13 protein-coding genes are annotated in these 19,248 nt (G+C 46.9%); 10 read left to right on the top strand and 3 right to left on the bottom strand.

Annotation, left to right across the window (positions count from 1 at the left end; genetic code table 11):
• The first annotated feature begins 66 nt into the window (after window positions 1-66).
• The 9 genes from BUR42_RS10120 to BUR42_RS10080 all read left to right on the top strand — a co-directional run bounded on the left by BUR42_RS10120 (window position 67) and on the right by BUR42_RS10080 (window position 11,743).
• Window positions 67-657 (top strand): RNA polymerase sigma-70 factor, encoded by a 591-nt coding sequence (locus BUR42_RS10120; protein ID WP_200798243.1) that lies wholly within the window; start codon window positions 67-69, stop codon window positions 655-657.
• A 79-nt stretch (window positions 658-736) separates the two neighbouring features.
• Window positions 737-1,684, top strand: a complete 948-nt coding sequence (locus tag BUR42_RS10115) for a FecR family protein (protein ID WP_074239116.1) — start codon at window positions 737-739, stop codon at window positions 1,682-1,684.
• A 71-nt stretch (window positions 1,685-1,755) separates the two neighbouring features.
• A complete protein-coding gene (locus tag BUR42_RS10110) occupies window positions 1,756-5,166 on the top strand; it encodes a SusC/RagA family TonB-linked outer membrane protein (protein WP_084185492.1) in 3,411 nt (1,136 codons plus the stop codon).
• 7 nt (window positions 5,167-5,173) lie between these two features.
• Window positions 5,174-7,081 carry a RagB/SusD family nutrient uptake outer membrane protein gene (locus BUR42_RS10105; protein WP_084185491.1) on the top strand — a complete coding sequence of 636 codons (1,908 nt, stop codon included), beginning with the start codon at window positions 5,174-5,176 and terminating at the stop codon, window positions 7,079-7,081.
• A 36-nt stretch (window positions 7,082-7,117) separates the two neighbouring features.
• Complete coding sequence (locus tag BUR42_RS10100) at window positions 7,118-8,296, top strand: DUF5000 domain-containing lipoprotein (protein ID WP_074239115.1); 1,179 nt, start codon at window positions 7,118-7,120, stop codon at window positions 8,294-8,296.
• 17 nt (window positions 8,297-8,313) lie between these two features.
• On the top strand, window positions 8,314-9,441 hold the full coding sequence (locus tag BUR42_RS10095) for a DUF4998 domain-containing protein (RefSeq protein ID WP_159442246.1): 1,128 nt from the start codon (window positions 8,314-8,316) through the stop codon (window positions 9,439-9,441).
• A gap of 256 nt (window positions 9,442-9,697) precedes the next feature.
• Window positions 9,698-10,189 (top strand): hypothetical protein, encoded by a 492-nt coding sequence (locus BUR42_RS10090; protein ID WP_074239113.1) that lies wholly within the window; start codon window positions 9,698-9,700, stop codon window positions 10,187-10,189.
• Between the two features lie 5 nt (window positions 10,190-10,194).
• On the top strand, window positions 10,195-10,608 hold the full coding sequence (locus tag BUR42_RS10085) for a hypothetical protein (RefSeq protein ID WP_074239112.1): 414 nt from the start codon (window positions 10,195-10,197) through the stop codon (window positions 10,606-10,608).
• Between the two features lie 142 nt (window positions 10,609-10,750).
• A complete protein-coding gene (locus BUR42_RS10080; RefSeq protein WP_074239111.1) occupies window positions 10,751-11,743 on the top strand; it encodes a hypothetical protein in 993 nt (330 codons plus the stop codon).
• Window positions 11,744-11,844: 101 nt separating this feature from the next.
• Here BUR42_RS10080 and BUR42_RS10075 read toward each other — a convergent pair whose 3' ends face one another.
• Genes BUR42_RS10075 through BUR42_RS10065 form a run of 3 tightly spaced genes read right to left on the bottom strand, consistent with a single transcriptional unit; the run spans window position 11,845 to window position 17,275 of the window.
• The gene (locus tag BUR42_RS10075) at window positions 11,845-14,025 is read right to left on the bottom strand and encodes a TonB-dependent receptor plug domain-containing protein (RefSeq protein WP_074239110.1); all 2,181 of its coding nucleotides are present in this window, start codon (window positions 14,023-14,025) and stop codon (window positions 11,845-11,847) included.
• Window positions 14,026-14,043: 18 nt separating this feature from the next.
• Window positions 14,044-16,812, bottom strand: coding sequence for an RICIN domain-containing protein (locus BUR42_RS10070; RefSeq protein WP_074239109.1), 2,769 nt, complete (start codon window positions 16,810-16,812; stop codon window positions 14,044-14,046).
• Window positions 16,813-16,846: 34 nt separating this feature from the next.
• Window positions 16,847-17,275 (bottom strand): hypothetical protein, encoded by a 429-nt coding sequence (locus BUR42_RS10065; RefSeq protein WP_074239108.1) that lies wholly within the window; start codon window positions 17,273-17,275, stop codon window positions 16,847-16,849.
• 451 nt (window positions 17,276-17,726) lie between these two features.
• Between BUR42_RS10065 and BUR42_RS10060 the strand changes: the two genes are divergently transcribed.
• Window positions 17,727-19,151 carry a capsule assembly Wzi family protein gene (locus BUR42_RS10060; RefSeq protein ID WP_074239107.1) on the top strand — a complete coding sequence of 475 codons (1,425 nt, stop codon included), beginning with the start codon at window positions 17,727-17,729 and terminating at the stop codon, window positions 19,149-19,151.
• Window positions 19,152-19,248 lie beyond the last annotated feature (97 nt).

Below are 19,248 nucleotides of genomic sequence, written 5' to 3'. Positions count from 1 at the left end.
TCTCATTTTTAATCCCTAGATTTAGCCGCTCAGCTTTAACCAACTATATCTGCTAAATCGCTTCACGTGGCCAAAATTAAGTCCTATTGTAATTTATCGGATCAGGATCTGGCTCAATTGCTCGTACAGGGGAGGGAAGATGCCTTTACAGAGATCTACCAGCGTTTCTGGGAAAAGCTGATGGCTATCGCATTCAATCTTACAAAAGACCAGGTACTGTCAGAAGAGATCACGCAGGAAGTGTTCATCAGCCTCTGGAACCGCCGCCACATTGTACAGATCGACTCCCTGGGTGGATACCTGGCCACTGCCATTAAATTCTCCGTTTTCAAACACCTCATTCGCCAGCGCCGCCAGCTGCAGATCATTAAAGACAATTTTATCCCTGCCACCGTATTTGCTGACGAAGAAGAAAGGGTACATGCCCGCTTCCTTACAGAATATGTGGGCGGCATCGTAGAACAGCTGCCGGAAAAATGCAGGCTCGTATTCCAATACAGCCGTTATGAAGGTTTGAGCATTGCCGAAATAGCAGACCGGCTGGATATTTCCCCCAAAACAGCCGAAGGGCACCTCACCAAAGCCCTGAAAACCATCCGCCTCAACCTGAAGGATGCCACTCCACTGCTCTTATTACTCCTTGATCACAAGCTTTAATTATTTTTTTTCCAGCAGACCAAGGGTAGCCCCTTAGTTATGGTACATATATTCAGCTAAAGATTGCTAAATCGTTTTTGTGGACCAAAAGACAATACTATCATTAATAGAAAAGTACCTCAATGGTACCGCTTCAACAGAGGAAAGAGGGATCTTACTGGACTGGTATCGCAGGGAAGCAGATCAGCCTGCCACCTGGGAGGCTTCTTCCACTGAGGATATCACCCGCCTGAAAACCAGGATGCTGGGGCAGTTGAAGCAACATGTGCGCAAAACGCGCAAGCCGGTATCGCTGTTTCATCGCTGGCGGCTGGCGGCAGCTGTGCTGGTATTGGCTGCCGGGGGCCTGGTGATGTCCAGGATCTTCCTGCCAGGTACCCGTAACGTACCGGAAAAAGCTTTGCTCACCGGCAAGGGAGAACGTAAAAAGGTCCGGCTGCCGGATAGTACCCTGGTATGGCTGGCTCCATGCAGCGAGCTGAAATATCCTGAACAGTTTGAAGGAGATCAGCGCATTGTGCAGCTCTCCGGTGAAGCCTTTTTTGAAGTGAGCAGCGATGCGCAGCATCCCTTTATCATCCATACGCAATCATTAACCACCAAAGTATTAGGAACAGCGTTTAATATACATGCCTATCCGGAAGATACCCTCATCACCGTTACCCTGCTGAACGGTTCAGTGATGTTAAATGAAAAACAACGCCTTACACCTATGCAGAAAGCATTTTACGGTAAGAACTCCGGTACCCTCAGCTATATAGATGATCCGGATGCCGCACTGATGCTGCAGCGCAGGGAAGGAGAGCTGGAATATAATAATGTGAAGCTGGGCATTATCATGAAAGACCTGGAACGTTTATTCAATGTTACAATAATAATAGAGGAAGATGCAAAAGACTGCCTGTTCTACGGGCGCATTAAAGCCAACGAAGACATAGAGACCTTCCTCAGCAAATTAAGCCGCGTTGTGGGTGTTAAAGTAAACACCAAAGGAAATAAATATTTCATTCACAAAGGAAAATGTTAAAGTAAGGAACGCAGTAAGTCAACCAGAATTCGTTCCCCCTTATTCCATCACCATTTAATACATGCATTTGTATGAAGAAAACGTATGCCCTGCTACGTAAGGGTAAAGTATTGTGTTTTATATTTTACCTGCTTTGCCTAAGTACCTTTACACTTGCCCAGGATGTGTTGAAAAAAGAGATCTCTATCCAACTGAAGGATGAGCCGATCGCTTCCGCATTACGCAAGATCAGCAATGCCTATGGAATCAAATTCACGTACAACGGCCAGGTGGCCGGAAGTGATATCCGGGTGAATGTAACAGGGAACAGCACACCTTTGAAAACAGTATTGGACCAGTCATTTAAAGGAAAGCCACTGCAATACACCACGTTAAATGAAGAGATTTTGATCTCGCTGGATGAACCACGCAAACCCGCAGAAGCAGCACAGCAACGTATCCTTACCGGCAAGATCTATGATGTAAGCAGTGGCCTTCCCGGGGCAACGGTAAAAGTGGAAGGCACCAACCGCGGCGCCGTTACGGATGCTGAAGGTAAATTCACTTTGCAGATCAATAACGATAACGAAGTACTGTTATTCTCTTTCATAGGATATATTCCACAACGTATTGTGGTAGGAAAACGTACCACGCTGGATGTAAAGCTGGAACCCAACCCCGCCAATGCCCTCAATGAAGTGCAGATCGTGGCTTTTGGTACCCAGAAGAAAGAAAGCGTGATCGGCTCTATTACCACCATCAATCCAAAGGAACTGAAAGTTCCATCCAGTAACCTCACTACAGCATTGGCCGGAAGACTTGCCGGTGTAATTGCCTACCAGCGGAGCGGAGAACCCGGTGCGGATAATGCGGACTTCTTTGTAAGAGGTATCACCACCTTTGGCAACAACACCCGCCCGCTCATTCTCATAGATGGTATTGAGCTTACCACAACAGATCTGGCACGTTTACAGCCAGACGATATTGCCAGCTTTTCCATCATGAAAGATGCAACGGCCACGGCATTGTATGGTGCCCGCGGAGCCAATGGTGTGATCCTCGTTACCACTAAACAGGGAGTGGCCGGGAAAGCCAAGATCTCCCTGCGCCTGGAGAATTCTATCTCTGCACCCACCGATAACATTGAACTGGCAGATCCGGTAACGTTCATGAAACAACACAATGAAGCCGTACTCACCCGCGACCCTTTGGGTACATTGCCCTACACGGAAGAGAAGATCGCCAACACCGCAGAAGGTAAAAACTCCCTGGTCTATCCTGCAAACGACTGGCGCGAAATGCTTTTCAAGAAGTACACCATGAACCAGCGGGTGAACCTCAATGTAAGCGGTGGCGGCAACGTAGCACGTTATTATGTAGCCGGCTCCTACAGCAAGGATAACGGGATCCTGAAAGTTGATAACCGCAACAACTTCAACAATAATATAGACCTCAAGAACTATTCCCTCCGTGCCAATGTGAACATCAATGTTACCAAAACAACGGAACTGATCGTACGCCTCAGCGGAAACTTTGACGATTACACCGGCCCCATAGATGGTGGTGCATGGATGTACCGAAAAGTAATGGCTGCTAACCCTGTATTATTTCCTGCCTACTTTCCGCAGGATGAACAACACCGCCATGTGAAACATATCATGTTCGGTAACTACGGAGAAAATGGAGAATACCTGAACCCATATGCAGATATGGTGAAAGGATACAGAGATCAATCCCGCAGCCAGATGCTGGCACAGTTTGAAGTAAAACAAGATCTCGGAGATCTGATAAAAGGCCTTTCCTTCCGCACCATGGTCAATACTAACCGCACTTCGAGCTTCGATGTCAGCCGTTTTTACAATCCTTTCTGGTACCGGGTGAGCGGCTATGATCAGCTGACTGATAAATACAGCATATCCAAGATCAACGATGATGGAACGGAATACCTTGGATACAATGAAGGCAACAAGATCCTGAATTCCACTTTTTACATGGAATCCATGCTGAACTATACCCGCGATTTTAAAAAACATGGTGTCAGTGGCCTGCTGGTTTTCATTACCCGTCAAAGCCTCAACGCCAATGCGGGAGACCTCCAGCAATCACTTCCTTCCCGGAACGTAGGCCTGTCCGGGCGTTTCACCTATGCCTACGATAACCGCTATTTCGCAGAGTTCAACTTTGGTTACAATGGTTCCGAAAGGTTCTATAAAACCAACCGCTTTGGTTTCTTTCCATCCGGCGGCGTAGCATGGGCTATATCTAATGAGCCATTCTTTGAACCCCTGAAAGGAACGGTCACTAATCTGCGCCTCCGCTATTCTTACGGTTTAGTGGGGAATGACCAGATCGGATCTGCGCAGGACCGTTTCTTCTATCTCTCTAATGTAAACATGAACGACGGGAACAGAGGTGCAAGGTTTGGACGCGATCTGGCAGAGTTCAAAAATGGTGTGGGCATATCCCGTTATTCCAATGAACAGATCAGCTGGGAACGTGCAAAGAAACAGAACATCGCGCTGGAACTGAACCTCTACAGCAAACTGAACTTTGTGGCAGAATATTACAATGAATACCGGGACGATATCCTGATGACGCGTGCTTCCATCCCCAACACCATGGGCCTTTCCGCACCTATCAAAGCAAACCTGGGAGAAGCTTCCGGCAATGGGGTAGACCTTTCGCTGGATTACCGGGAAAGCTGGTCGAAAGACTTCTGGATGTCCCTGCGCGGCAATTTCACTTATGCCAAGAGTAAATACCGGGTGTATGAGGAACCGCAGTATGCAGAACGCTGGCGTTATCGTGTAGGTACGCCTTTGAATCAGCAGTTCGGTTTCATTGCAGAGAAGTTGTTTACAGATGATAAGGAAGCAGAAAACTCACCGCGCCAGGAATTCGGAGCAGCATACGGTGGTGGCGATATCAAATACCTGGATGTGAACGGAGATGGCCGTATCACCAATGCAGACCAGGTGCCGCTGGGTTTTCCACTTGTGCCGGAGATCATCTACGGTGCAGGGTTTTCACTGGGATATAAGCAATGGGATGTATCTGCTTTTTTCCAGGGTGCAGGTAACCAATCCTTCTGGATAGATCCTGTAGCTACGGCTCCCTTTAAAAGAGATGGAGATGTAGGGGGAAATAATAATACACAATTGCTGAAAGCATATGCAGACAGTCATTGGTCTGAAGAGAACAGGAATGTATATGCCATCTGGCCAAGGCTCAGCCCCACCGTTAATGCCAACAACGTACAACCCAGTACCTGGTTTATGCGCGATGGATCTTTTGTACGCCTGAAACAGGTAGAAATAGGATATTCCCTGCCAGCCAGCTTCCAGAGAAGGTTGCACACCAATCAGTTCCGTTTTTATGTGAATGGCACCAACCTGCTGCTGTTCAGCAAATTTAAATTATGGGATGTGGAAATGGCTGGTAACGGTTTAGGATACCCGGTACAAAGGGTATTCAACATAGGCGCCAACATTGTTTTTAATTAATGCTGTTATGACCATGAAGAAGATCAATTACATCATACTACTCATCGGGTTGCTCGCTTTCGGCGGATGCGCAAAATACCTGGATGTGGTACCCGATAATATTGCCACGTTAGAGAACGCATTCACCATGCGCTCTGAAGCAGAAAAATACCTATACACCTGTTATTCCTATATGCCGCGGGACGGTAATCTTGTGGAAGACCCCGCCATGCTGGCAGGAGACGAAATGTGGGCCTTAACCAATCCCGGTTTCCCTGAGTTTGATCACCAGATGTTTAACATTGCACGCGGTTTGCAGAATACCGTGAACCCTTTCTCCGAAAATTCCTGGGTAAGCCTCTACCGCGGTTTACGCGATTGCGGCATCTTCCTGGAAAATGTAAACAAAGTACCGGACCTGGAAGACCAGGAAAGGAAGGAATGGATAGCAGAAGTCACTTTCCTGAAGGCTTATTATCATTTTGCCCTCGTAAGGATGTATGGCCCTATTCCATTGATCAGGAAAAACCTGCCGATAGATGTAGACCTGAATGCCGTAAAAGTGTATCGCGATCCTGTTGATTCATGCTTTAACTACATTGTACAGTTACTTGATATCGCCAAAGATGACCTGCCCCTGATCATTAATAACCCCGCAAGGGCATTGGGCCGCATCACCAAACCCATGGCCTATTCCCTGAAAGCAAAAGTACTGGTCACAGCTGCCAGCCCTTTGTTCAACGGGAATACTGACCAGGCTTCCCTGAAGAGCAATAACGGCGTAGTGCTCTTTAATCCGAATGTAGTAACGGAAAAATGGTCGGCCGCCGTTACCGCCTGCAAAGAAGCGATCGATATCTGCCACTCCGCAGGCATGAAGATCTATACCTACAATCCCGCCTTCCAGCAATTCCAGCTGAAGGATACAACAAAGATCCAGATGGGCCTCCGTTCTGTTATTACAGAGAAATGGAACAGCGAGATCATCTGGGGTAATACGCAAAGCAATGCAGACCTCATTCAACGGGTAGCCACTCCCAATGTTGATCATCGTTACATAGACAATCCCCGTATTGTATCAGAACTGGCTCCGCCTTTGAAGATCGTGGAAATGTTCTATTCTGATAAAGGCGTACCCATCACCGAAGATAAAACATGGAACCAGTCTGCCGCCATCACCCGCGTTGCACAGGATGGCCATAAGCTCAATATCCGCCAGGGATATACCACCGCCGCGCTGAACTTCGACAGGGAACCGCGTTTCTATTCCAGCCTTGGTTTTGATGGTGGCGTTTGGTATGGGCAAGGTTTTTATGATGATGGCAGTCCCAATGCCCTCTATTATGTAGCAGGCAGAAAAGGGCAGCCCAATGGAAAAGTACAACCGGATAAAGGTTCTGTAACAGGTTATTATGTAAAGAAGCTGGTGCATTACCAGAACACACAGGGATCGGTAGTGAATGATTACACTATTACTTCTTATCCCTGGCCTGTTATGCGCCTCGCACACCTGTACCTCATGTATGCGGAAGCATTAAATGAAGTGAATGGCCCCACGCCGGAAGTACATGAATACATCAACAAGGTACGTGAGCGTGCCGGTTTGAAAACAGTTCAGTTTTCCTGGGATAACTATTCCAAAACCCCGAATAAGTATACTACCAAAGAAGGCATGCGCGAGATCATCCAGCAGGAAACCATGATAGAGCTGGCATTTGAAGGACATCGTTTCTGGGACCTGCGCCGCTGGAAACGTGCATTGACAGAATTCCGCAGGGGCATTGAAGGATGGGACATTGAACAATCCGATCCGGCTTTCTTCTACCGGAAAAAAGTACTGTTCAATCTGCAGTTCACGCTCAAAGATTATTTCTGGCCCATTAAAGAAGAAACATTGATCACCAACCGTAACCTGGTGCAGAACATTGGCTGGTAAGGAACTAATTCACTCAAATCCTACAAGTAAATTTTTATGAAGATATTAAACTTTATCACGGCTATCTGTTTCATCTTCCTTTGCAGTAAATGCAGGGAAGAAGACCGGCTGGACCATTACGCAACAGGAGCAGGAGCGCCCCCACCCGTAACGAATGTGAGGATCGTGAATACACCCGGAGGAGCAGTGCTCACTTATGATCTGCCTAAAGATCCCAATCTCTCTTATGTAAAGGCGGTGTATGAAATACAACCCGGTGTTTTCAACGAAGCCAAATCCTCTTATTATACTGACACGCTGGCGCTGGCAGGATATGGCGATACCAGTCAGCATGAAGTGAAGCTCTACAGTGTGGGAAGGAATGAGAAAGCCTCTGAACCCGTAGTGTTAAAAGTGAAGCCCCTGACGGCACCTGTGATCCTGGCCTTTGATTCCCTGAAGCTGGAAGCTGCATTCGGTGGTGTGAAGATCCGTTATCAGAACCTCCTGGAAGCTAACCTGGCCATTGTACTCATTGCAGATACATTGAATAACGGGATCTGGGTACCGCTGCAAACTTTCTATACAAGGGCTCCCGGTGGCGTTGTTTCCTTCCGCGGACTACCTTCCTCAGAAAAGAAATTTGCCATCTATCTGCGGGACAGGTGGAACAATAAATCTGATACATTGGTGAGAACACTCACACCACTGTTTGAAGAAAAGGTACCCAAACCATTCAAAGCACTGATCCTGCCAACGGATGAAACCATCCCCGTAGAACCACCTTATACTTTGGATAAGATGTGGGACGGCCTGGTGGACCAGGGCATCTTCGCCTCCCGGCACAGTACATCAACGCCGCAGTGGTTCACAATAGACCTTGGTAAAAAAGTGGTGATCAGCCGGATGAAGATGCACCAACGCGCACCTAACTATACCTATACCGGCGCTAATGTGAAATCCTTTGAACTATGGGGAAGTAATAACCCGGATACAAATGGTGGCTGGACTAACTGGACGATGATAGGCAGTTTCCAGTCATACAAGCCATCCGGTTTGCCGGCAGGTAAAGTAAGTGCAGAAGATATCGCTTATGCACATACGAATGGAGAAGACTTTGATGTGCAGGAGATCCCGCAGGCCTACCGTTATGTCCGTTTCAAAACCACCGCTACTTATGGCGGCGGCCCGCAGGTAACCATCGCAGAACTTTCATTCTGGGGGCAGATTCAATAATGCTTAAACAGCTACATATGAGAACAAAAATATTTATCGGCGTCATTGCTTTGTTGGTAGTAGCCGCCTGTAAAAAGATGGACGATAACTACAGGCAATATATTATACCCGGCGGCATCGTATACCCCGGTAAACCCATCCAGGCTAAATTTCATCCGGGTAAATACCGGGCAATGGTATCCTGGAAAAGAGGTACAGATCCTAAGATCACTAAGGCACGCATCTATTGGAATAACTTTACTGATTCCGTGGAAGTGCAGATCGCACCCAAGCAGGATTCTATTTCCCATATCTTCACCAATCTCCAGGAAAATATTTATTCCTATACCATCAGAACTATGGATGAGAATGGTAATAAGTCCGTACCCGTAGAACTCACCGGTTCCGTATTCGGGGACCGCTACCAGGCATCTTTATTGAACCGCGCCATTGCAAGTGCCACTATAGGGGAGGACGACAAGCTCACCATCATCTGGGGAGCAGCAGATACTACAAATGGCGCACGTACCACAGAAGTGCGTTATACCACGGTAGGCGGGCAAACGGCAACGGCTTCTTTTTCTGCGAAGAAAGATACCAGTTACATTACCGGGGTGCAGGGTAGTAGTGGTTTTGAATACCGTACTGTATTCACACCTGATACATTAGCCGTAGATACTTTCTACACGGAATACCAGCAAATGCCTGGCAATTTTATGCAGATAGCCCGTACTACCTGGACGGCCACAGCGGATACTTATGAATTAACAGGCCAGCAGCCTAACGGTGCTCCATCCAAAGTACTGGACGGGGATATTGGAACCTATTGGCATACCAATCACAGTAAATCACCGGTAACGGGTTATCCGCACTGGCTGGCATTTAACATGAACCGCCGTGTGAAAGTGGACCGGGTGGTGTTAACTTCCAGGAGTGATTATGTAAGAGAGGATTTTACAGACTTCATTGTACAGGGGAGTGATGATGGTAGCACCTGGCAGAACTACGGCAACTATACCCTTGCTGAGATTACAGGGCCACAATCTTTCACTATCGCAGGCGCACCTGTGATGAGATATATAAGGATCTGGCAGGTGAGGAATGCAACCGGCTCACCGCATTCCCATCTTGCTGAGTTCTCCGTTTATGGGAGCTTTGCACCATAATTGGTAAGGAAAGGCGGTGTTTTGAACACCGCCTTTTTTATATTACAGTTTCCGTTATTCTGATATTATTTTACCCATGTTTCACATAGGGTACTCCTATACCACAGGTTCGTTACCTGTTCGTTCAGCCTTCGTTGGGCTATTTAGTTAATATCGTACCATCACTGATGTTATCTTGATGTTGTCCCTATTGCATAAACCATAAAATTTTGCGAAATTCAACGCATTATTTCAACCATGCAATAACCCAGCCCCCATGAGCTTGTTCGGGAAACTCAAATCCGCTTTCCAGGCCTCGCCGGAAGAGGATGCAATAGTTAAACTAAAGATGGCCACCCTTTTTATGCGTTCGCTCAGCATAGCTGATCTGAACGGTTACCAGCTGGCATATGGAAAACATATGACGGCGGGCCCCGATCTCGGCAATGGCCGTTACAGGTATTACAATTATGTAGTGGGGTTCAAACCAGATCCCATCAATATTGACCTGGTATTGGTACCCATAGATGCCGAGTTATATGATTACGGCGCGCCGATAAAGATCAATTCCAAAACATTTAAGAAAGCCGGCAAAACCTTCCTGCGCCGGCTGTATAAATTCAAAACCATCTACGGCAACACCTTTATCTTCCAGGTACCTCCGGTGAATGGGAAAGCGGCTAATATGTTCGGGAGCAATGAGGTGGCTGTTAACCAGGAAGCAGAAGCCCGGGCCTTTAAGGAGTTTTTCGAGAACCTAAATAAATAGAGACCATGCTACAATCAAAAGAGATAGAGAATGGTGAATACCATGATCTGTACAGCTTTCTTATGAAAGATCTGCAACTGTTCAAACGGAAGTTTATCTTCTCTTTAAAACATGTTGAAACCGGCGAATCCCAGAAATGTTTCTTCCGGTATTTTGAAAGACCTTACCAGCAGGAATTAATACGCCTGTTCAATGAAAACGATTTTAAAGGCATATTGGCCCTGCCTACCGGGGAAGAAGGTAAGTGTGCAACGCAGCTGGAAGGCCGGTACGTGAAATCCGGAAAGCTGGTTGGTTTACAGGTAATAGAGGCCCGGCCGCATGAAGGAGGACGCTATGTTGGGCTTACACCTGCCAAAGTATTCCTGGATGCAGAAGGAGAGAAGATAGTAGGGGATGTTGCCAAACTGCATAAATAATTAAAAGCCGCTCCGTATTAAGGGGCGGCTTTTAAAGTTATGTTACAATTACACCAATAACGCCCCTCCGTCAATAACAAGCTGAAAGGCCCCACTTATTTACTATATTCGATCCTTCACTTTAACCCAATCCTTTTTATCTATGAAGCTATATCTCGCTTTAGGCATCTGCCTCATCACCGGTACAGCCAGTGCACAGATTGCCAACTCCACCACTTTACAGGCAAATGCCAATTTTAATATCGATGGAACCGGAAAGGCAAACCATTTCCGGACCAATCAGGTAACCAGCTCCGGCGGGAATGCGCATTTTATGATGGAGAACGCAGGTAACCCAAGGTGGGGCCTTGGTGTTAGTACAGAGGAAACCGGTGTAGGGAGTGTGGGCAGCAACTTTGCCATTTTTGCCTACGGACCGAATTACCTGGGAGAATATCTTACCATCAACCGTACTACCGGGTATATGGGTATTGCTCACCGTACTCCCAGTCATAGCCTCCATATTGGCATAGCAGCCATATCCGGGAATGGGATGCGCTTCGGAGTTCCTCATGACGCCGGAAATTATAATGTACCCGTTGGCGCAGTTACAGGAGGTTATAACATCGACTTCAGTACCTGGCGGGATATTGTGGGAGACCAGATCGGCGCAAGGATACGCGCTGAAAGGATCAATAATTATTATGCCAATAATGCATTGATACAGGCTACAGATCTGGTCCTGTATACTTCTGATGGTAGTATACAGGACTCTTTGCTGGAAAGGATGCGCATCAACTACAAGGGAAACGTAGGCATCGGCACAGCCAAGCCCCAGTACAAACTAGCAGTAGAAGGAACCATCGGTGCCCGCAAGGTGAAAGTGACACAGGAATCCTGGGCGGATTTTGTTTTTGATGCTACCTATAAACTACCTTCTGTATATGAGACGGAGCAGCACATTCTGCAATATAAGCGGCTGCCTGGTATTCCATCAGAAGCTGAGGTGAAGGAGAATGGCGTAGATGTAGGTGAAATGAATAAATTGCTTTTGCAGAAAGTAGAAGAGCAGATGTTGTATATAATTGAATTGAGGAAGGAAGTAGATGCTTTGAAGAAAGCTGGCGGGAAAAGCATGGGGCCTGCTGAAAAGTAGTAGCCCCAACTGCATAAATAAATTAAAAGCCGCCCCATATCATAAGGCGGCTTTTAGCATTTTTTGCAGTCCTGTAACCCTTTTCAGCTATAGCGCATAGTTTAAAACTCTGCCTTGAGCTTCAATACCAGATTCCTTCCTGCACTGCTGATGCCGGAAGAAAAAACACGATAGTTCTGGTCCAGTAGGTTTTCCAGCGCTGCCTGTACTTTTAGAAAAGAACTGATCTTCCAGGTGCTGGAAAGATGAAGGGTACACCAGGCCGGCATGCCTTCTGCCATGGCATACTGAAGATTATCTTCCCCGGAAGGGCTGTAATCTTTTGCTCTTTTCCAGCTGTTGTATAAAGCATAAGCCTCCAGGCCCAGGAACCGGTAACGGTAGCTGATCCCTGTTTTGCCAAACACAGGTGGTATATGGTCCATAGGTACTTTTACATCATCCCTGCCACGGTAGCGGCCATAGGTATATGTTAGCTGGCTATAGAAGTCAAAGGCCTCCACAGGCCGTAAATTGATCCCGGCCTGGAAGCCATAGATATCAGCCCTTGCTTTATTCTGGCTGGCCACTACCGGTGTCATTTGCCCATTGTAGGCAACTTCTGTGGCGCCATTAAGCGAGAAGCGGTCTGTTATAATGGCATTCCTGAATAAGCTGTAAAATGCATTCGCTTCTACATATATCCAGTCACTGAACCGGCGGTTGATACCCAGGTCAAAATTGAAGGTCTGCTCCGGCTTGAGATCGGGGTTAGGCACTACTAATTGTGTACCACCTGCTGATTCAAATACCTTGGCCATATCATCTATATTAGGCGCTCTGAAACCTGTTGAAATGCTGAAGCTGAATTTGCTTTTATCATCCGGGAGATAAATGATGCCTGCGTTGGCGCTGAATGTAATGTTCCGCTGCGAGGCACTGGTAAATGGCAGATGGAGTAAAGCCGTGTCTTTGAATTCACTTTGGAGGCTCACGTAGTTCACCCGCAGCCCATCATTCAGGATCAGTTTGCCGGGAATGATCTTGAAGAGATGCTGGGCATAGATGCCTGAGTAATGCATGTTGTTACTGCCATCGGGATAACGGGTATCCAATCCATAACGTTTGGCAGATGTTCTAACGTTTTGCCGGTAGGCGGTGGATTGAAGTATATTGAATTGACCGTCGATACCAACATTCAGCTCATTCCTGCCCATGCTCCTGCGCAGGTCTGCATTCAGGGCTATCACCTGTATGTCTTCTACCCGGTGTTCCCGTTCATCATTACGATAAGCGCGCTGCATCCTGCTTTCCTGGATCTTTTGATAATTGACGCCGGCCATCAGCTGATCGAAAAAGCCTTTCAGGGCTTTGGCTTTGTATTGATAGGCTGCCATCAATCTTTCCTGTGGCCCGTAATACCATTCTGCCCAGCGCAGCTGGCCATTCCGGAGATCAGTAAGCCGGTCGTAACGGGGAATGTCGCTGCTGGTGGAATACTGGATGTTCAGCTCATGGCTATGGTTTTGTGCAGGTTGCCAAAGGAATTTTTGCAGGATGTCATATTGCTTGTATGCGCTTTGCCGCTGGATATTTTCATCCTTGTTCTTTACAATGGAATCTATACCCTGTATGGATTGTATATATGATTTCCTTTTGCCAAAATCCCCGTATAATGGATTGCGGTTACTGCCTTGCCGGAGGTCTCCAAAATTACTGTAGCTGATGGATGTAAGGGATGCGAATTTCCTGCCACCTGCATTAACATCCACATGCCCCGTGTATTCTTCATAAGCACTGCTATACCTGGTGGATAGCGTTGTTGCGAAAGCAGCGAGTAAGGGTTTGCGCGTCTGGAAATGAATGATCCCGCCCAGTGCATCGGATCCATAGATGGTGGAAGCAGGGCCATAGATGATCTCTACTTTGTCCAGGATATCATCATCTATTGTGATCACGTTCTGCAAATGCCCTGTGCGGTAAATAGCATTATTCATACGCACGCCGTCTACCACCAGCAAAATGCGGCTGGCTTCAAATCCGCGGAGAACAGGACTGCCACCACCGGCCTGGCTGCGTTGTACAAATACCTTTCCGCTCTGCTCTAAAAGCCCGCCTGTATTATTGCTGAGTGATTGATCGATATCTTTCAACTGCAAAACCTCCACTTTGGCTGCCACGTATTTGCGTTTCTCTTCAAACTTATTAGCCGTAACGATCACTTCTGCAAGGGTATCTTTTTGTTGCGCTAAAGCAGTTCCTGTTATTGTAACAGTGATTACAAAACTTAGGATTATTTTCATGTGATAAAGCCATTTATATTATTGTACAACCAGTTTTTCTGTAGCAGCCCCTGATCCGGTATCTACTTTAATAAAATAGATCCCCCTGGGCAACTCATTCACCTGTAAGGAAACCTTGTTAATCCCCTTTACCAGTTGCTGTTTCCGCCACATCACCACTTTTCCTTCCGTATTGGAAACCGTGAGCAGGGCGGTTTCATCCTGTGCATTGGAAAATTCGATGGTGGCAGATTGTGAGGCAGGGTTGGGATATAACCTGATAATATAAGTAGTGGCCGGTTGTTGTTCTTTGGATGCATTTACTGCCATGAGCGCCAGTGGTGCTGGTGGGCTGCTGATCAGATCAAACCGCCATTTTTGTGCGTTGGAGGTATTGCTGTCCCAGATCTGCACCTTGGTATTGTTGGCATCAGTGCCTCCATTCAGGTCCAGCGACTTGCCGGGAGCGTGTTTGGGCATCAGGCGATAATATCCGCCACCTACACCTTCTATAAGCCATTGTTGCTGTGGTACATTAGCGCTGTCATATATCTGAACGGCTGTACCATTTGCAGTAAGGGCACCCTCCACGTCCATCGCTTTCCCCGTAGCATGCTGGGGGATCAGTTTATAGTACCCGTTCCCCAGTGGCGATATCTGCCAGCGCTGGTTATTGGTACTGCCATCTGAATAAATGATGAGGTCCGTGCCATTGGCGGTAGCACTTCCCGGCACATCCACATTCCTGGTTAAAGCAGCAGCTGATTTAATTTCATATACACCGCCGGGTATCAGTACTGAGCCTGTAGTGGCCAGCGGTACTTCCCATATGCCACGGCCATAAGTACCTACACGGAGTAATTTGGTGCCACCGGAGTAATAGATGTCTATATCCCGATACTGGCTGTTGGAGGGCATTCCATGAGAATAGATCACCCAGTCCGTCATATTCTTGTTCTTATAATAAACAAGGTTATTGATAATGTAAGTGCTCTCATCCGTACTGGTAGTATCCGTCAATATCTCGCGGATATTTATGGTGGGAAGCGTACCACTGATATTTGTCCAGTTCACACCGGCATTGGTGGAACGGTACATCCGGCTGCCACAGGAGAGATACACCACATTAGGATCATTTGCTACGGTAGCTATCTGTACGCCGCCGCTGATACTGGCAGGCACATCACTCTGTTTGGTGAACACAGGTGTTGCTGCCAGCGCATTCTGGCAGAGATAGAATTCTGTATTCAATACCAGGTAGAGGTAGTTTACATTATTAACTGAAGGCTCCAGCGTTTTGATCGATTTAGAAGTATTGTAGATAGCAGACCAGGAAGGAGGGTTGGTTTGCAGGTTCGAAGTACGGTAAACGGTGTCATTACCGGTGAAAGCAATGTTCACGTCCCTCGAAAATGCAATACGCGCAGCGCCGGAAGCAGGGGCTGGCAATGCAAGCCCTTGTGTGGTATTTGTCAGCAATTGCCTGCGTTGCGTGGCACCATAATAAGCACTGTTGGTTAACTGTCCGTCGAATTGATAAAAAGGCGTATAATCCCCGCCACGGTTGGTATACCAGGTATTGACATTGTAATACACTTCTCCGTTATCCTGTGTGCCACCACCCATAACACCAATGGTCTTATGGCTGGCACCCATGTGATAGAATTCTGTGGAGGCAAGGCCATCAGATTTCGGGGACCAGAGACTGCCGCCGTCTGTACTGATCCATACACCACCGTCGTTCGCATTGTATATTTGCGATGGGATCAATGGATGATACCTGATGGCATGCATATCTGTATGGATCTCTGTCCACCAGCCATCCTGCATCTTGCTCCAGGTCACGCCACCATCCTGGCTGCGCCAGACTATATGAGAAACCAGGAACAGGGTATTGGCATCATTCCATCCTGCGGTAATATCAAAATTGTAATTGCCCTGCCCGCCGGAATTGCCATCGTAGCCTGCAAGGTTAGGGTTAATATCTCCACGGACCTGGATGAATGTATTGCCACTGTCCGTTGATTTATAAATAATGCCGCCTAAGGTTGTATTGCTGCCAATGCAACCCACATACACCACAGCAGGATTGGCAGGCGTAACCGCAATACGGCTGCCGCTACCGGGCGTTACAGGGTTAACGGTAGGGATCAGCGTCCAGGTATCTCCAAAATCTGTGGATTTGTAAAACTCAGCCTGCCGCGTGATGGCATATACAGTAGTGCTTCCGGATGCTGCATTCACACGCAGGTCACAAAAGTTAACATCAGCCTGTGTTTTAGTCCAGGTACTGCCGGCATCCGTGCTTTTCCATATGCCATCGTTCGTAGCCGCCAGTAATGTATTCGCCGCGGAAGGTGATTGCAGGATCTCCACCGCCATGCGTGTGCCAATGGTGCTTTCACCGATACGCGTGAATAAAGCGCCGCCATTGGTGGATTTCCAAACACCTAATGACTGGCTGTAATAGTTAGGATCGCCGGTGCCGAGATACATAATGTTCTCATTCGTTCTGTCTACACAAACAGAAGCACAAGCCATTGTAGGCATATCGTCTGTTCCGGGAACAATAGACCAGGTTCTGCCGGTATCAATTGTTTTCCATAATGCATGTGCGCTTACAGCATACATCTTCGCTGCGGTAGTGGGATGGAATTTAATTTGAACTACACGGCCAATACCATGGATCTGCCCGGATTGATTGATGGGGAACTTGATGGGGCCTATTTCTGTCCAGGGTTGATTAGATTGAGCATATAGCGTCTGGGCTAAAATGGTCAGGAGGGTAAGGAGGAAAGTGCGTCTCATATGGGATGTGTTTAGCTGATGATGGTTAATAAGGTTATTGACGAAGTCCTTTTTGCTGTTTCCAGATATCAATACGTTCTTCCGCAGTGAGGATCCGGCCATTGGGTTGCACATAAGGTGCTACCTCTTCTTTCCAGTGAAGGAATTTCTTGTACTCGAAGCGATACTTCACCGAAGGGTCTTCTGCATCGCGTGTATTACTGTAGCTGCTGTTATTCAGCGCATGGTCTTTGTCTTCCGCGGAAAACAGTTCATGTTCTGAAGTGGGTTTGGGTTTACCCTGCCAGTAAGCTTCAAATACTTTGACCGCTTCAAAGTAATTGACGTTCGGGTCGTCCATCATTTGTATCCAGGAGGTGTTGGTGGCCGCCTGTCTGGCAGCCGCTGTGCTTTTACGGGAAGCGCTGCAGGACATGGCTATCAGGCTCGCCAATAGCAGCGCAGTGCAGAGGAAATGTTTCATTTGAGCTGGTTTATTTTAGATGATCAAAAACAAAAGGATAGTAGCGGCTTTCGCTCCGCGGGCCGGGTCACAGCATATTATATACAGTCATTGCACAGGTTATTCCTGCATGAATCAACAAACACAAATAATTAAAGAAGAAAGTCGGGTGTTCTCACAGTCTGAATGCTTACTTATCATACAATTTTGGTCAAGGGCCTTCTCTCATTACGGGAATAACACTACTGAAAATATTAAATCATTTAACAGGAACATAAGATGAAATTAAATAATGAATTTGACATGACAATTTGAGGAAGATAGAAGGCTTGAATTGTCACCCGATAAGCTGGTTAACCGGCACGGCAGGGTTTGTATACTTCCTTCCATAAGTACCCTTTCCCGGCCATCCGCTTCATTTTCTACTCATTTAAGTAAGTCCCGCCCGTAAATATCATCCTACCTTGCAGCCATGCAGGGTACTAAGCTTCTTATCATTTTTGCACTACTTGGTGTTTCCAGGGCACAGGCCCAGTTTACAGATTCCCTGGAAGTAAAAGTAGGTACCACTGGTACCATCGCCAGCAAAGACTATCAGCCGCTATGGCTGGTCTCTAACCGCTTTGGCATTATCAGCGATAGAAAAGCAGACCTCTCCACACATGCCAGGATCAGCGATATTCATCTGCTGAATGAAAACTTCTATATCCGCTACGGCTTAGACCTCTATAATAACAATCAGTTCAAAGACGTATTCATCCAGGAAGGTTTCCTTAAAGCAGGATATAAGAAACTAGAATTCAGAGCAGGCCGTTATGAAGAAAGGATAGGAGAAGTTGATAAAGACCTTTCCTCGGGATCATGGGGCATTAGCGGTAACGCACGCCCGATTCCGAAAGTGGGCTTTGCTTTAACGGATTATGCAGATATACCTTTTACAAATGGCTGGTTGCAGTTTAAAGGGCAGATAAGCCATGGCTGGATGGGAGAAGAGCAATACATCCCCGGTGCTTTCCTGCATGAGAAAACCATTTACGTAAGGATCGGGAAGAAGCAACTGAAGTTATACGGCGGTTTGCAACACTATGCACTCTGGGGCGGGAATCGTCCGGACCTGCCAAAGATCAAAAGCTCCTTTAAAGATCTCTGGAATGTGTTCATTGGAAAAGAAGGGGATGATGGTACTGTGAATAACCCTGAGTACAGGCCCAATCGCCCTGGAGACCATCGTGGTGTACTGGAGGGAGGCATTACCTGGGAAAATGATAACATGCAGCTGCACCTGTATAATCAATCCATGTTTGAAACAGGGCAGGGGATCACATTTAAGAATACAGACCGCATGCTGGGATTCAGCTATTCCAATAAGAACAAATTGTTAAAGTTCACAGCAGAATACCTGAACACCAAACAGATGAACGACTTCTTCCCGCTGAACGTAAGGGAAAGTTATTACAACAATGGCATCTACTTAACCGGCTGGGAATACCAGGACCGCATTATCGGTACCCCCTTATTCATCAACCGCCAAAGAGCACAGCATTATTTCAACGACATCAAACCATTCGATTGGTCGAAGCCAAAAGACTCTATCAGCGGAAAAGGATGGAATATCGTCAACAACAGGATAACAGGTTTACACCTGGGTGCCATGTATATGCTGGGCAATTCACTGAAAGCCAGAACGCTGCTCACTTATACAAAGAACCATGGCAATTACCTGGAACCTCATTTTGAACCTGCGCTCACGCAATGGTATACTTTACAGGAAGTAAGCTGGCAAACCCCACTTGAGCCATTGACACTTACCGGCGGTGCAGCAGTAGATTGGGGAGACCTGGGTAACAACGCGGGTTTTATGTTAGGAGTACAATGGAAGTTTAATCTTCAGCAATAACATGCAAACACTCAAAAAACAAAAAAACTCCGCAATAACATGCAAACACTCAAAAAACAAAAACTTCAGCAATAACAACAACATTCAATAAACCCCC

The organism is Chitinophaga niabensis (assembly GCF_900129465.1).
GTDB lineage: Bacteria > Bacteroidota > Bacteroidia > Chitinophagales > Chitinophagaceae > Chitinophaga > Chitinophaga niabensis.
The sequence above is the reverse complement of the archived record's forward strand: the minus strand, read 5'-3'. Positions and strand labels throughout refer to the sequence as shown.

Coding starts and splice junctions, on each gene's coding strand:
- BUR42_RS10110 (WP_084185492.1), top strand. CDS start 1,756: ATGAAGAAAACGTATGCCCTGCTACGTAAGGGTAAAGTATTGTGTTTT.
- BUR42_RS10105 (WP_084185491.1), top strand. CDS start 5,174: ATGACCATGAAGAAGATCAATTACATCATACTACTCATCGGGTTGCTC.
- BUR42_RS10100 (WP_074239115.1), top strand. CDS start 7,118: ATGAAGATATTAAACTTTATCACGGCTATCTGTTTCATCTTCCTTTGC.
- BUR42_RS10095 (WP_159442246.1), top strand. CDS start 8,314: ATGAGAACAAAAATATTTATCGGCGTCATTGCTTTGTTGGTAGTAGCC.
- BUR42_RS10090 (WP_074239113.1), top strand. CDS start 9,698: ATGAGCTTGTTCGGGAAACTCAAATCCGCTTTCCAGGCCTCGCCGGAA.
- BUR42_RS10085 (WP_074239112.1), top strand. CDS start 10,195: ATGCTACAATCAAAAGAGATAGAGAATGGTGAATACCATGATCTGTAC.
- BUR42_RS10080 (WP_074239111.1), top strand. CDS start 10,751: ATGAAGCTATATCTCGCTTTAGGCATCTGCCTCATCACCGGTACAGCC.
- BUR42_RS10075 (WP_074239110.1), bottom strand. CDS start 14,025: ATGAAAATAATCCTAAGTTTTGTAATCACTGTTACAATAACAGGAACT.
- BUR42_RS10070 (WP_074239109.1), bottom strand. CDS start 16,812: ATGAGACGCACTTTCCTCCTTACCCTCCTGACCATTTTAGCCCAGACG.
- BUR42_RS10065 (WP_074239108.1), bottom strand. CDS start 17,275: ATGAAACATTTCCTCTGCACTGCGCTGCTATTGGCGAGCCTGATAGCC.
- BUR42_RS10060 (WP_074239107.1), top strand. CDS start 17,727: ATGCAGGGTACTAAGCTTCTTATCATTTTTGCACTACTTGGTGTTTCC.